Origin of the sequence: Ditibartonella apis (genome assembly GCF_001952075.1) — a bacterium.
In the GTDB taxonomy this organism is placed as follows: domain Bacteria; phylum Pseudomonadota; class Alphaproteobacteria; order Rhizobiales; family Rhizobiaceae; genus Bartonella; species Bartonella apis.
In genome coordinates this window covers 531,538-545,346 of sequence record NZ_LXYU01000001.1, presented here as the reverse complement: position 1 = coordinate 545,346, position 13,809 = coordinate 531,538, and the positions used below count along the sequence as shown (strand labels likewise).

Annotated in this window: 15 protein-coding genes; 6 read left to right on the top strand and 9 right to left on the bottom strand. The window is 46.3% G+C overall.

What is annotated here, in order from left to right:
- The 5 genes from PEB0122_RS02415 to PEB0122_RS02390 all read left to right on the top strand — a co-directional run bounded on the left by PEB0122_RS02415 (position 1) and on the right by PEB0122_RS02390 (position 3,554).
- Positions 1-291, top strand: coding sequence for a YciI-like protein (locus tag PEB0122_RS02415; protein WP_075869429.1), 291 nt, complete (start codon positions 1-3; stop codon positions 289-291).
- A 1-nt stretch (position 292) separates the two neighbouring features.
- On the top strand, positions 293-718 hold the full coding sequence (locus tag PEB0122_RS02410; RefSeq protein ID WP_075869430.1) for an EVE domain-containing protein: 426 nt from the start codon (positions 293-295) through the stop codon (positions 716-718).
- 52 nt (positions 719-770) lie between these two features.
- Entirely contained in the window at positions 771-1,424 is a 654-nt protein-coding gene (locus PEB0122_RS02405) for a class I SAM-dependent methyltransferase (RefSeq protein ID WP_075915399.1), read from the top strand.
- A 707-nt stretch (positions 1,425-2,131) separates the two neighbouring features.
- On the top strand, positions 2,132-3,325 hold the full coding sequence (locus PEB0122_RS02395; protein WP_075869433.1) for a L,D-transpeptidase family protein: 1,194 nt from the start codon (positions 2,132-2,134) through the stop codon (positions 3,323-3,325).
- Complete coding sequence (locus PEB0122_RS02390; RefSeq protein WP_075913809.1) at positions 3,318-3,554, top strand: sulfurtransferase TusA family protein; 237 nt, start codon at positions 3,318-3,320, stop codon at positions 3,552-3,554. The genes PEB0122_RS02395 and PEB0122_RS02390 overlap by 8 nt, the downstream gene beginning before the upstream one ends.
- Positions 3,555-4,014: 460 nt before the next feature.
- Here the strand turns inward: PEB0122_RS02390 and PEB0122_RS02385 are convergent, their stop codons facing one another.
- Together PEB0122_RS02385 and PEB0122_RS02380 are read right to left on the bottom strand one after the other, a co-directional pair.
- Positions 4,015-5,106, bottom strand: coding sequence for a CobW family GTP-binding protein (locus PEB0122_RS02385; RefSeq protein ID WP_075915397.1), 1,092 nt, complete (start codon positions 5,104-5,106; stop codon positions 4,015-4,017).
- The gene (locus tag PEB0122_RS02380) at positions 5,103-6,188 is read right to left on the bottom strand and encodes a D-alanyl-D-alanine carboxypeptidase family protein (protein WP_075915396.1); all 1,086 of its coding nucleotides are present in this window, start codon (positions 6,186-6,188) and stop codon (positions 5,103-5,105) included. The genes PEB0122_RS02385 and PEB0122_RS02380 overlap by 4 nt, the downstream gene beginning before the upstream one ends.
- Positions 6,189-6,554: 366 nt before the next feature.
- Here PEB0122_RS02380 and PEB0122_RS02375 point away from each other — a divergent pair, with 366 nt between their 5' ends.
- Positions 6,555-7,004, top strand: coding sequence for a universal stress protein (locus PEB0122_RS02375; protein WP_075869437.1), 450 nt, complete (start codon positions 6,555-6,557; stop codon positions 7,002-7,004).
- A 65-nt stretch (positions 7,005-7,069) separates the two neighbouring features.
- Here the strand turns inward: PEB0122_RS02375 and PEB0122_RS02370 are convergent, their stop codons facing one another.
- From PEB0122_RS02370 to PEB0122_RS02340, 7 genes are all read right to left on the bottom strand, one after another.
- Positions 7,070-7,621: a biotin transporter BioY gene (locus PEB0122_RS02370; RefSeq protein ID WP_075915395.1), complete on the bottom strand. Its 552-nt coding sequence runs from the start codon at positions 7,619-7,621 to the stop codon at positions 7,070-7,072.
- 12 nt (positions 7,622-7,633) lie between these two features.
- A complete protein-coding gene (locus PEB0122_RS02365; RefSeq protein ID WP_075869439.1) occupies positions 7,634-8,254 on the bottom strand; it encodes an energy-coupling factor transporter transmembrane component T family protein in 621 nt (206 codons plus the stop codon).
- Complete coding sequence (locus PEB0122_RS02360) at positions 8,251-8,931, bottom strand: energy-coupling factor ABC transporter ATP-binding protein (RefSeq protein ID WP_404801499.1); 681 nt, start codon at positions 8,929-8,931, stop codon at positions 8,251-8,253. The genes PEB0122_RS02365 and PEB0122_RS02360 overlap by 4 nt, the downstream gene beginning before the upstream one ends.
- A gap of 79 nt (positions 8,932-9,010) precedes the next feature.
- Positions 9,011-9,817 (bottom strand): lysophospholipid acyltransferase family protein, encoded by an 807-nt coding sequence (locus PEB0122_RS02355; protein ID WP_075915394.1) that lies wholly within the window; start codon positions 9,815-9,817, stop codon positions 9,011-9,013.
- A gap of 123 nt (positions 9,818-9,940) precedes the next feature.
- Positions 9,941-11,236 (bottom strand): c-type cytochrome, encoded by a 1,296-nt coding sequence (locus PEB0122_RS02350; RefSeq protein WP_075869442.1) that lies wholly within the window; start codon positions 11,234-11,236, stop codon positions 9,941-9,943.
- A 12-nt stretch (positions 11,237-11,248) separates the two neighbouring features.
- Positions 11,249-13,018, bottom strand: coding sequence for a GMC family oxidoreductase (locus PEB0122_RS02345; RefSeq protein ID WP_075915393.1), 1,770 nt, complete (start codon positions 13,016-13,018; stop codon positions 11,249-11,251).
- Between the two features lie 3 nt (positions 13,019-13,021).
- Positions 13,022-13,738: a gluconate 2-dehydrogenase subunit 3 family protein gene (locus PEB0122_RS02340; protein WP_075869444.1), complete on the bottom strand. Its 717-nt coding sequence runs from the start codon at positions 13,736-13,738 to the stop codon at positions 13,022-13,024.
- Between the last annotated feature and the right edge of the window lie 71 nt (positions 13,739-13,809).

Here is a 13,809-nt window from a genome sequence, read left to right as displayed (position 1 = left end):
ATGCTTTACGCCGTTATCAGCAATGACAAAAAAGACCATTTGCATGTTCGTCTCGACATACGTCCCAAACATCTCGACTATCTGAAAAGTCTCGGCAAAACGGTTAAATTCGCCGGCCCGTTTCTTGATGGTAATGACAAGCCTAACGGCACTTTGATGGTCGTGGAAGCAAAATCGGCAGAAGAAGCTGAGGGCTTTGCAAAAAACGATCCTTATGCACAAGCAGGACTGTTCAGTGAGGTCAAAATCCGTCCATGGCGCTGGAGCGTTAACAATCCCGAGGAAATGTAGAATGGCTTACTGGTTATTCAAATCCGAACCATTCAAATGGTCGTGGGATATGCAAAAAAATAAAGGTGCCCAAGGCGAACAGTGGGACGGCGTGCGCAATTATCAGGCTCGTAACAATATGCGTGCTATGAAAATTGGTGACAAGGGTTTCTTTTACCATTCCAATGAAGGACTGGAAATCGTTGGAATTGTTGAAGTTTGCAAAACTGCCCACCACGATTCGACGACTGATGATCCGCGTTGGGAATGTGTCGATATCCGCGCTGTTTGCGATATGCCGAAGCCCGTCACTTTGAAAGCCGTTAAAGCCAACCCGAAACTTGCCAATATGTCCTTGGTAACGTCCATGCGCCTTTCGGTGCAGCCGGTGCGCGATGATGAGTGGCAAGAAGTCTGCCGGATGGGAGGGCTTTCACCGGCTCCCTGAAAATTTCGGCAGGAGTTGATAATTTCGGCAAAATATTTAATTCGCCACCGCGATGGACAAAAAAACATTCATTCTCGAAAACACCTCTCCGCTTGCTTGTCTCAACATCCCCTCGATAATACTTTATCAGGCCGATGAAGTCCACAAACTCTGGCATATGACTGAAGCCGAGATGGGAAAAATAGATCTTCCGCCGCCTTATTGGGCTTTTCCATGGGCAGGTGGCGAGGCATTAGCGCTTTACATTCTGGAAAACCCCGAAATAGTGAAGGGCAAAAAAGTGCTCGATTTCGCTTCCGGTTCGGGCCTTGTCGGCATTGCTGCAAAACAGGCGGGCGCTTTATCGGTTCTTTCCAATGATATTGATGCTTTTGCATGTGAAGCAATCCAGCTTAATGCCTGCCTCAATAATGTGTCCGTGACGATCGAAAACGACAATCTTATCAATAAAGGCGAGGCGTTACAAAACGCTTTCGATGTTATCCTTGCCGGCGATGTCTTTTATGACAAAATAATGAGTGAAACCGTCATCAAGTGGTTTCAATGTTTTGACCGGTCGAGGACCGCTATATTCGTTGGTGACCCCGCCCGCGCTTACCTTCCCGAAAAATTGCTGGAAAGAAAAGCAACATTCAATCTTCGTGTTTCAAAAGCAATAGAAGATAAAAGTTCAAAAGACGTAACAATCTGGCAAGTAAAAATCTGAAAATTAATACTGGCCTTTGCAACATTGCCTAAAAAGGTCGGTATGAGACACTCGTCCACCATTATTCAGTGAGCGCCAAACAAATTGTTTAGCCCCCCCTTAGAAGTCGTTTAGCCAATCATTATATTATAGGAAGTGGTAGGACATGATCGTTGGTGATTGATCATGCGGGCTTTTTTTCAAAAAAGTTACCGTGAAATTGTTGAAGGGAAACCGCCCCTAAAGGATATAAACGGGTAGACGGGAGTACTTATGGTTCGCATTTTCGCTTTTTTCGCATGTGTGTAGGGCGATATTTTTATCAGTAACACAACAAGAACGAAGCAAGCGATTGATGTCTTGTTTTTCGTTTCCTGCGATTTCCAGCTGTTGAAAAGCTGTAGTAGGACATGACGAATTCAAGTGAGGCTTTGCCGAAGATATCAATTTCGGCCAAATATGAAGCCGAAGATGAAAGACAACATAAAAGCAACATTCATGCCGATGGAAATCTGCAGGAGAACTGCCAAGCGGAGATGGTTAATGGAAAAAAATCGTTTCAACCATTTTTGACTCAGGTGAACCGCACCTTTTTAGGGGAAGTTTAATTTTTTTGCTATTATGGTATGGTAAATAGAATTGGTTCAAGTTCAACTTTTCAACTGACGAAATCCCGTCACTTGACAAAACTTTAACCTTCGTGAACCTGCTCATCCGGAGCTTTGTGAATGAAATTTGGAACCGCACTTCTTGCTTCTTTCTTTCTGACTGCGACTTTTTTGAGTGGTTGCCAGCAGTCATCCAATTTGCCGCAAATCGGCAAAGCTACCCAGGAATTGCCTAAAAAGCTCCAAGACAAGATGGCCGCCAAGAATATGGAAAAATATTCGCCTATCGTTGTGCGGGTTTTCAAGGAAGAAAGTGTCGTCGAGATTTGGAAGCAGACACGAACCGGAAAATATGACCTGATTTCTACTTATAACATATGTAAATGGTCGGGAAAACTCGGACCCAAATATATGGAAGGCGACAGGCAGGCACCGGAGGGCTTCTATACAATCCGTCCAAGCCAGATGAATCCGAATTCAAACTATTATCTCGCTTTCAATATCGGCTTTCCTAATGCTTACGATCAGGTCAACGGGCGCACCGGCCAACATCTGATGGTGCACGGGGCCTGTTCCTCATCCGGCTGCTATTCGATGAGCGACGAAAACATTGCACAGATCTACGCTTTCGGGCGCGACTCTTTCAAAGGTGGGCAACGCGAATTCCAGTTAGAAGCTTTTCCGTTCCGCATGACAGCCGAAAATATGGCTCGTTATCGCAATGACCCGAATTATAAATTCTGGACAATGCTCAAAGAAGGCTATGACATTTTTGAAGTAACAAAACGCCCGCCAAAGGTCGACGTTTGTGAAAAACGCTATGTTTTCAATCGCAATACCGACGGTAAGGCTTTGACACCGGCTGGCGTATGTCCTGCTGCAATTCCAGATTCATCATTAGAAACAGCTTTTGCGTCATACCAAAAGAAATATGACGATGCATTTTCTTCAGCCCGTGAAAAGAAAATGAAAGCACCGGCTCCAACAATCCAAGGGGTAGAGGAAGCATCTCTCGTTGCCGATTGGAGCCGTAAACGTGCTTCGGGGGTACAGGTTTCGCGTGAACCGCCGTCATTAACGCCGGCATCGAAAGAAACCCCCAACGCGCCGGATATAGCACCTGCAAACGCAGTTGCATCCAAGGCTACCAACCCGACCGGGAAATCGGCAAGCACTGTAGTGCCGACTCCGAAACCGGAAACCGGTGGCCAATCGCTTGCCGAAGAAGAAGCACAAAATTCCGGTGCTCCGGTTACTCCCGCGGCAAGTGAGACACCGACCAAGAAACCGTTCTGGAAATTATTCGGTGGTTGAAAAAAGTTTCACATATGACTTGCGCGGGCTCAAATGCCCGCTTGTTCTTTTAAAGACAAGAAAAAAGCGCACCACACTGCCGGAGGGTGTGACGCTTGTTATATTGAGCGATGACCCGTTGGCACCTTTGGATATTGCCAATTATTGCCGCCAGTATCATTACGGCTTTGAAAAAAGCCTCGAAAACGGCATTCATCACCTTGCCATCATACCACACGGAAAATCCTGAAAAAATGACACCTATTCAAAAGAATAAAAAACAAATTTCCTTGCCCCTTGTCTAAGGGCATGTGCTTCCGGTCATTTCGATAGCCTTGCTGAAATCCGGATTTAGCAAGCGGTGGATAATTTTTTTTGCATTTGGCCAGAAAAATATTTCCGGTTATGCGCGGGAACGTGCTTTTCCGCTTTTTACCGGAATTGCAGGCACTTTCCCTTGCTTTTCAAGCTCTTTACTTCACGCAAAATCTCTTCGGAACCAGCAATGTTTTGCTTGCTTGAAGTTTCCTGTCAAAAACTTACAACGTCTATAACAACATGAACCGCGCTATTTTACATTATTATCTTCTCCCCGAGGGTTCCCACTCACAGTCCCGTATCATGACAAACAACATAAAAAAATAGATAGCAAAAACCGGCGAACCGGCTAAACGAAACCAGAAATCTTCGGGGGCGAAAAAACTGTTAAACTAGAATTTCAACCCCGGTATTGCGAGCGGGTTATCTATCATTGCTGCCCGATCAGCCTTATCGAGTACAGGTTTTCCCAAAAAAGCATCGAACATTTCACGCACTGTCGTTTCATCTATCCCGTCGGTAATCATAACAAGGCGGGTTTCATGACGGTCATTCGGCCATCCGGACAGCCGGACCGGAGGATGAAACAATGTCTGGACACCGTGGATGACAACCGGACGTGACGGATCTTCCTCAAGTTCGACAATCCCCTTCATGCGCAACATTTGTGCCCCATGATTGGCTCGCAAAAGGTCTATAAAAGCTTCCAGCGCAAAATAGGGAACAGGCCTGTCATGGGTGAGAGAAAAAGCATGAATCGTGTCGGAATGCCGATTGACATCATGATGGTGATGATGATGCTCGTGTTCTTCTTGACCGAGCCAGTTTTTGATATCCGGCGCTTTTTTATTCAAATCGAAAACACCGATATTGACGAGTGCCGATGGCGGACAATGGGCAGCATCGGAATAAAGAATTTCGGCTGTGGAATTAAGTTTGCCAAGCTCGCTCATCAATGGTTCAAGAGTTTTTTTATCAGCAACAAGATCGGTTTTGGTAAGAACAATCCGATCGGCAAATGCAACCTGATTTCGTGCCTCTTTATGCCTTGCCAGAGTTTCCAATCCGTTTATCGCATCAACAGTGGTAATAACCCCGTCTATGACAAAAGATTGAACCATTGCCGGATGGCCTAGCAGAGCTTGCAGAATAGGTGCCGGATCGGCAAGACCGGTGGTTTCAATAACCACATGATTCAAGCGTTTGATACGGCCCGTTTGCAGCCTGTCGACAAGACTTGCAAGGCTATCGACAAGCTGACCGCGCATTGTACAGCAAAGGCAGCCATTGGATAATTCGATAACGCCATCATCAGCTTGTTCAACGAGAAGATTATCGATTCCTACCTCACCGAATTCGTTGACAATAACAGCTGTATCGGCAAGCAGCGGGTCTTTTAGAACCCAATTAAGCAAGGTGGTTTTGCCCGATCCCAGAAAACCGGTAAAAATTGTAACAGCTATACGGTTTTTAAAATCAGTCATTGTGCATCCATTGTCTGTGGACGAGGTGTCGGAACCGGAATTTTCCACGCCGGTATTTCACCCGGTTTAACAGCAGCCGGAGCCGAAATCAGCCGCACTTGCAACGGCGTTACATCAAGTGGCCGCGCAGAAATATAAGGTGAATCAAAAATGACTTTCCCTTTTTCATCACGATGTTGCATACGTGCTTTCCAGGCATCGTCATTGCATATTCTGTCCTTGATATCGCTTACCTGTGTGAGTTTTGTTCCGTAAGGCTGCAACGTTGCAAGAGTTGTCTGTGATGAGCCCTGATTGGAAAAACCATCATTTAACAGTTTGGCTGCCAAAGCTTCACGTTGATCAATACGATCAGCACCAAGAACAACGGCTATAATCGTGCGCTTGTTGCGGGTCGCCGATGCAACAAGATTAAATCCTGATGCACAGATAAAACCGGTTTTCATGCCGTCAGCACCGGAAAAACGCCCTATCAGATTATTCGAATTCTGTTCGACTTTGCGCCCTCCCCCGAAATCGATTGCAGGAATTGAAAAATAATGGGCATATTGCGGAAATTCCCGACGGATCTGTACTGCCAGAACGGCAAGGTCGCGGGCTGTCGAATAATTGTCGGGATTAGGAAGGCCATTGGCATTGGCAAAATGTGTTCCGAACATGCCAAGGCGCTGTGCCTCTTCATTCATACGAACAACGAAAGCTGGCTCCGAGCCACCAACGGTTTCGGCAATTGCTGTTGCAAGATCATTGGTGGATTTTACCAAAGTGATCGACAATGCTGTATCAAGATCAAGAACGGAACCCGGTTTATACCCTGAATGACTAGGCGGAAGTTTTGCTGCAGCAGCACTCACGGTTACCCTTGTTTGTGGCGTCACCTCTCCATTATGGAGAGCGCGAAAAGTAACGTAGGCTGTCATCATTTTTGTTAATGAGGCCGGATACCATCGGTCGAATGCATCGTTATGGGCAAGAATACGGCCGGTTGCGACATCGACGGATAGATATGGGTTGGCTCTTGCCACAGCCAGACTCATAAAAAACAATAAAAAAAGGGCAATGACACCCGTTATCTTACGCATATCATGTGATCCAAATTGGACGTATCTTTATCATTTCCGGTTCTCTTCGAACCGGTCTCTTACCGGAGAAGAATGAAAGCTTTTTCTTTACCGATAGTGCTTATTAACTCTATAGCTCATAAAATTCAAAATCGCATAAAAATATGGCCGATAACACAGAAGTTGATAGGATTTTTTCCCTTTCGGACAGGCGGTAACCAGTCATTTGCCTGTGAATAAACCGGTTTCTACAATTGGAGTACAATAGACTGACAAAATATAGTATACTTTGGAAAAGTTTGGCTCTAAAAATATTGAAGCGGAGCGAGATAGTTCTTATTTGCATATTAGGGCATAAGTCCGCGTTGAAGAGGGAAGGAAACAAATATGTATGAACGTATTCTTGTAGCAACGGACGGTTCCGAGCTTGCTGGCCGTGGCGTTGATGCAGCTGTCGAACTTGCAAAAAAGACGGGTGGCGAGCTTTTCGTTGTTACCGTCACAAGCCTGATGCCGTCTTACGGCATTGTTGTGGGTGCCGAATGGGCTTCAAGCCCCGGAGCTTTCGATGAATTCCGCAAAGAAATGGATGACGGCGCACGCAAGATTCTAGAGGGTGCACTTAACAAAGCTGAAAAACAGGGTGTTAAAGCAAAAGGCGTTCATGCGGAAAACCAGCTTGCTGCTGCCGGCATTGTCGATGCGGCAAACGAGCATAATGCCGACCTTATTATTATTGCCTCGCATGGTCGTCGGGGCGTTAACCGGCTCATTCTTGGCAGTCAGGCTTCGGAAGTTCTGGCAATGAGTGAACGTCCGGTTATGGTTATCAAATAAGGATCAAAAATTAATTTTCGTTAAAAAGCGGGCGTTATGCTCGCTTTTTGTTATTCTACATTGTTTTATCTATTTCCGTCCATCAAATCCGGCAAAGCTTTGCGTAGCCTGCTCGCAATCAAATAGGCAAGAACAATTTTTACCATATCTCCGGGAATAAAAATAAGATCACCTATAAAAGCTTTTGAAAAATCAAGACCGCTCATCAAAGCGAGCCAGACAATGCCAAACAAATGATCGATACAAAAAACGCCCGCCATCATAATCAATATCTGTTTGGCAGGTGTCAGTTGTTTGCGAAAGACATGAAAGAAATAGCCGATAAAGGCTGCTGTAAAAGGAAAACTGATGAGATAGCCGCTTGTGGGCGCAAAAAATACCGATATACCGCCACGCCCGCCGGATAAAAGTGGCAATCCCGCTGCAACCAGTATCAGGAACAGAAGACAGGCGGCAAAACCTTTTTTAGCACCCAGAATTGCACCGGAAAGAATAATTCCTAAAAGCTGGGCAGTAATGGGTACCGGTATGACGGGCACAGGTATGGCCGGAAATAATCCCAAAACAGCTATAAAGGCCGCAAAAAGAGCAACCGCTACAATATCACGAATAGACATTCTCTCCCCCGCTTAATTTTTCCCGTTTTTATTGTTCACATCTTCATCGAAACAACGCGCCTCGATTGCGGCTGCCACATCAGCCTGAACTTTAAGACTTCTTATCAGAACCGGCATAATGACAGCAAATACACTGTTTTCCAATCCCCGTGCTTTTTGTGCCTCGCGCACGTCTTTAGTAATATCGGAAAAGATCGCAATAAACCGCAAAGTCAGTGATAGCCCGAGCGATATTTTTGCGGGATTTACGCCAAAAAGCCGCGTAAATGAAAACAGTCTTTCAAAACAGGCCATCATTTTGGAAAATGGCGTCGTCAAGGTTACCAGCGTTGCAAGAAGAAGAAGACTTGATAACCTTATGACTATAAGCAGAGCACTTTCAAAGTTATCCGAAAAATACTGGATGATGAATAAAGCTACTAGAAGCCACGAAATTTTCTTAAGTTCGAAAACGGGTTTAAAAAATGAAAAGCCGGCAAGAAAAAAAAGACACCAGACGATAACGAGAGAAACAATCGCCAGTGGAAGCGATGCAAAATAAAAAAGCCCGATGCTTACGAAAAAAACAACAAAAAGTTTCAATCCTGCCGGAAGCCGATGAATAAATGTTGTCCCGTAGCTCGGATCGGTCATGCCATCTTCTCCACATAATAGCTGATCGATTTTTCCGGTATATCGTCGTAAACGACTTTACCATGATCAATGACAATGACCCGATCAAAATTTTTGAGCATGTCAAGATCGTGAGAGACGACAATGACCTGCTGGAAAAGGCCAAAAATTGTTTCTGTCATTTTGCGCTTGTTGGAAAGGTCAAGCTGCGTGGTGGGCTCATCAAAAATAATGACTTCCGGCTCCATGACAATCACACCGCAAAGTGCAACAAGCTGCCTTTGGCCACCACTCAAACTTTGGACAGATTGCAACCTCGCCGCCTGAAGGTTGAAACGGTCAAGCACATAATCAATCCGTCTTGAAATTTCGGCTTTTTCAACACCGATATTCTTCAAGCCGAAAGCAAGATCTTCCTCAACCACCGGCATGACAATCTGGTTATCCGGATTTTGAAAGACAAAACCCACTTTGCGACGGATGTCTTTGCCATATTTGCGGCTATCGAGTGAATCGACCAGCACTTCTCCCGATGTTGGCAATCGCAAACCGTTGAGCAATCGCAAAAAGGTACTTTTACCCGAACCATTGGCACCAATAATAGCAATCCGCTTCTCGGCTAGTTTCAAATTCAAATTATCGAGTATCTTGTGGCCGCCCGCCTCGACACAAACATTTTTAAGCTCAATCATTGCAATTGAATTCCCGATTATTGAGGATTTTTCCGGCTGATTGAGCCGGAACCACCGGATATACCCACCGGATATGCTAAGTCGTCTAGTCGCGGGTTGGTCCTTTCCAATCAAGCCCCAGTTCTTTCAGTCTTTTAACTGCTGTCGGAGGCATAGCAGGAGGATTCGGATCACGCGCAGCCTCTAAAAGCAGTTCGTCACAAGCACTTTCTGTATCTTTTATCAGGCGTGGTAAAAATTCGCGTTTATTGAGGTGCGCTTCAATAGGTGGCAACACGCGGACACGAATTTTACCCGGATAACGGCGAAAATTGCCACGTGGCCAATAAAGCCCTGCATTGTGGGCAATGGGCACAACCGGCAAACCGAGTTCATTATAAATGGCAACGATGCCCGGTTTATAGGCGGGTTCAGCCCCCGGTTGACGGCGCGTACCTTCCGGAAAAATCAGAATCTGGCGACCTTCTGCCGCTTTTTCTTTGGCGCCGTTCAAAACTACCTTCATGGCTTTCAAAGGCGAGCCGCGGTCAATGGGAATAATGCCGGTTTTCAACATGTACCAGCCAAAAATCGGTATCCACGTCAATTCGCGCTTCATAATAAGCGAGGGGTCGTCAAGAAAAGGAACAAGACCGAACGTTTCCCATGCCGATTGGTGTTTTGGCGCAATGATATAGGCACCCTTTGGCAAGTTCTCGAGCCCTTCGATTTCAAAGTCGGTTCCAGCTATATGTTTTTGCAGAAATAAATTTACCCGCGCCCATGTTTTGGGAACAATCCATGCTTTTTTGCGCGGAAGAAAAAAATAGAACGGCGCATAAAGAATCATCTGGACAAAAGTTGTCAGATAGAACGCTGCCGTAAACAGGATTGACCGGATTGCAAGAACCATAATGTTTCCATTTCAAGCTATTCAAATCAATTCTGCTTATAAAGCAAAATGTTTCGAGAAAACACCTTAATAAAAAACGGCCCGTAGGCCGTTTTCAAATTTGTTTGTAATTTTCACACTTTATTATTTCGTGCGAACCTTTGCGACATCTGCAGCAGTAACTGCCGGAGCATCATTGGTCCAGCTCGACCGCAAGAAATTGGCAAGTGCTGCAACTTCGTCGTCATTCATACGCCAGCCAAAGCCCGGCATTGCAAGATCTGCGGGGCGTTTTTCGGTCGATGGCATACGCGAACCATTAACGATAACGCGTAGCAACCCGCCTGCATCCTTCGCATTGACGATTTTTGCACCATCAAGCTCCGGGAAGACGCCTTTCGCACCTTTACCATTTACAAAGTGACAAGCATTGCAGTTATCCATGTAAAGGCGGGCACCAAGGGCCATATCCGGTTTTGCTTCAGTGAGCATATCTGTTGTCTTTTTCGGATCACGTACCTGTTTTGGTGCGTCACCAGGAAGTGCAATATGTTTAAGATATGCAACGATTGAATCAAGATCGTCTTCGGTTGCAAATTGCATTGATTCTTCGACAACCAGTTTCATCGGACCGACAACAGCCGAATGGCTGTTACGACCTGTCTGCAAATAGTCCTTCAAATCATCTGCCGTCCAATTTGCAACGGACGAATTCGGGCTGCGCAAATTCGGCCCATAGAAGCCGTCAATTGTTTCACCGGTCAGGAATTTGTTGCTATCGCTGTTCGTTCCCGATTGGCGGAACATGAAATCGCGCGGCGTGTGGCAAGCACCACAGTGGCCGAAGCTTTCGATTAGATAGGCACCGCGATCAAGTTTCGCATCGTTGAAGCGCGGCTCGAAACCAGCTTTGCCGGAAATGGCAAAGAGGTTCCAAAGACGGATTCCCCAACGCTGGTTGAACGGAAATGACAGATTGGTTTCCTTGACTTTGGCACTAACCGGTTTCACTTCGTGCATGAAATAGTCATAAAGCGCAACAATGTCGGGCTCGCTGATCTTGCGATAGTTTTCGTAAGGCATTGCCGGATAAAGAAGCTCGCCATTCTTGCCGATACCGTCACGCAAAGCATCACGGAACTGGTCAAGTGTCATATTCTTTATACCGTTTTCATCCGGCGTGATGTTGGATGAATAGATAATGCCGAACGGGCTCTTGACTTCACGACCACCTGCATAAGGTTGACCACCGGGTGCGGTATGGCAGGCTGCACAATCGGCCATTCTGGCAAGATATTCGCCCCGTCCCTGTTCCGGTTTGAAGTCCGGAGAAAGAGCTTCTGTCGGGCCGGTTCGTTTGATTGGCACAAACATGATTGCCAAAATGACAATAATCGCAAGGATTACCAATCCAATAATAATTTGTACTAAACGTTTCATCGGATTTTTCTCCTATGCCAAAGACCGCGGGTTTTTGAGGTAATCGGATTTGATATTTTCAAGCATCCAATAGGTCAAAGCACCAAGCGTTCCTGTAGGATTATGCTGGATGTTCTGCGGGAATGCATTGGCACCCGGAACAAACAGATTGTGGTAATCCCAGTGTTGGAGATAACGGTTCAATGCCGAACGTTTGCGATCTGTACCCATAATCGCACCACCCACAGTGTGGGTTGTTTGATAGACGCGGGTATCATATTGCTGGCCTTCTTTCATCGCCGGATTCTGACGATATTTATCAGGACCGATTGCATCGGCAATCTTGTTGATCTTGTCTGTGATGTATTGCGACATCTTGATTTCATTATTGTGCCAGTTGAACGTCATACGCATCAACGGACGGCCGAATTTATCTTTATAAGTCGGATCAAGATCAAGATAGGCATCACGATAGGACATAACCGAACCGTGCTGGCTGATCGACATTGCATGTCCATACCAATCACCAACAGCCTTTTTCCATTCGGCACCCCATGCCGGTGTGCCACCCGGTAACGGCATATTGCGAATTGGTTGGCCGTTGGTCTGGCCTGACGAAATACGGCTGCCACCGATAAAGCCTTCTTTAGCCATATCAATCTGGTTGAAACTGTAATCATCAAGATAAGAACCGTTACAACCGGTACCGACAAACGGATTGAACACTTTGTCTTTGAAGAACAATGTGCCACCGCCAATAGCAGTCTGGTAGGCGTAGTTACGGCCGATAACACCTTCACCGGTAATCGGGTCATAAGGTTGACCAAGACCGGAAAGCAGCAACAGGTGAACGTTGTTGATCATGAAACCGCCAAGAATAACGAGATCTGCCGGCTGGAAGATTTCTTCATTCTTTTCGTTGACATAGGTAACACCGGTTACAGTCTTGCCGTCTTTGGATTTTTCAATACGCAAAACTTCCGATTTAACCCGATATTCAAAATTCTTATAACGCTTCAAGGCAGCCAGAACGCTGACTTGTGGTGAAGCTTTCGAATAATTGAGGCAGCCATAGCGTTCGCAGAAACCGCAATAGTTACAAGGCCCCATTTGCATACCGTAAGGGTTTGTATAAGCCTCGGAAGCAATAGCCGACGGGCATGGGAACGGGTGAAGCCCGATTTTCTTTGCAGCTGCTGCAAAGAGCCGCCCATTATAAGTATAGGGCAAAGCCGGCATAGGATAGGGGTTCTTGCGCGGGCCTTCAAAAGGATCGCCACCTTCCTGAATCTTGCCGTTCAAATTGCCGGCAGTACCTGAAACACCTGCGACCTTTTCAAACATATCGAAATGTTTTTCCAATTCGTCATAGGTTACGCCCCAGTCCTGAATTGTCATATCTTCCGGAATGATATTGCCGAAAGTTTCTTCGATATAGGAACGGGCTCTGAGCTCTTCCGGTTGTGCACGCCATGTCATGCCGTTCCAGTGAATACCGGCTCCACCAACGCCGATACCGGGAAGAAAAGAACCCAATTGGCGATAGGGGAGAGCAACCTGGTCAAGACCTCTGCGAATCGTTACCGTATGATCGCGCGGACGAACAGCGGTACCGAGACGGACACCGTATTTCAATTCATCAGCCGGCTTCGGATAAGCAAAACTCGGAACTGTATCGCGGTCTTCACCACGTTCGAGTGCGACAATTTCCAAACCTTCTTTTGCAAGTTCGATGCCACTGATTGCGCCGGTCCATCCGAGGCCGATGATGACAACGTCTTTCTTCTTCATTGTTTGTGTCATGATTTAAGCCCTTTGACCTGAGAGTGAAACGGGCCCGAGTTTATAAGGAACATTATCCTTTTCGACCCATTCGAGGAAGCTTGCACGTGCACCGGGGAACCCGATGTAAACCCATGCAGCCATGTCATAATTGCCACCATATTGAGGATCGGCGAAATAACCTTCCTTGGTATTCTGCACAAGGAACGAGAAGAAATCGCCAGAACGCAATTCAGCAATTTCGACTTCATCCTTTTCGATACGTTTCAAAGCTTCATCCTGTTTTTCAGCGGGAAGCTCTGCGAAAATTGCACCATACTGTGCTTTGCACCATTCGTTGATCTTCGGAATAGCAATACGATAGGCTTCGGCAGGTGAAGGTTCTGCCTGATAACCTGTGTAACGCGGCGCATCACGATTGAAAGGTGCCTGTCTATACCAGTGGTCCCCTTGCCCCCAGGGATCAGCCATTTGCTTGTCAATGAAAACCGGAACACGTGCTTCCAAAGCACCGGGTCCTTTCCCGTCTGACGGGATAATTCGGGCAGTAGCGGCCATCACAAAAGCCCATTCTTCAGCGTTGAAGAAAGACCGCTGATAGTTTTGCAAAGGAACTGGCCCCTGTGGCTGTGCCATAACGTGACGGGCCGATAATGCGGCAGCTGCACATGCTGCTGCCCCAATAAGAAGGCCCCGCCTCGTAATGGACAGGTTGGTTGCGTTCAAATTTTTTCGTGTCATAAATACCTCCACGAGCGAAATACTGTGCCCTCGTTACACGAATTATGGCAAGATTTAAGCAACAAGACCGT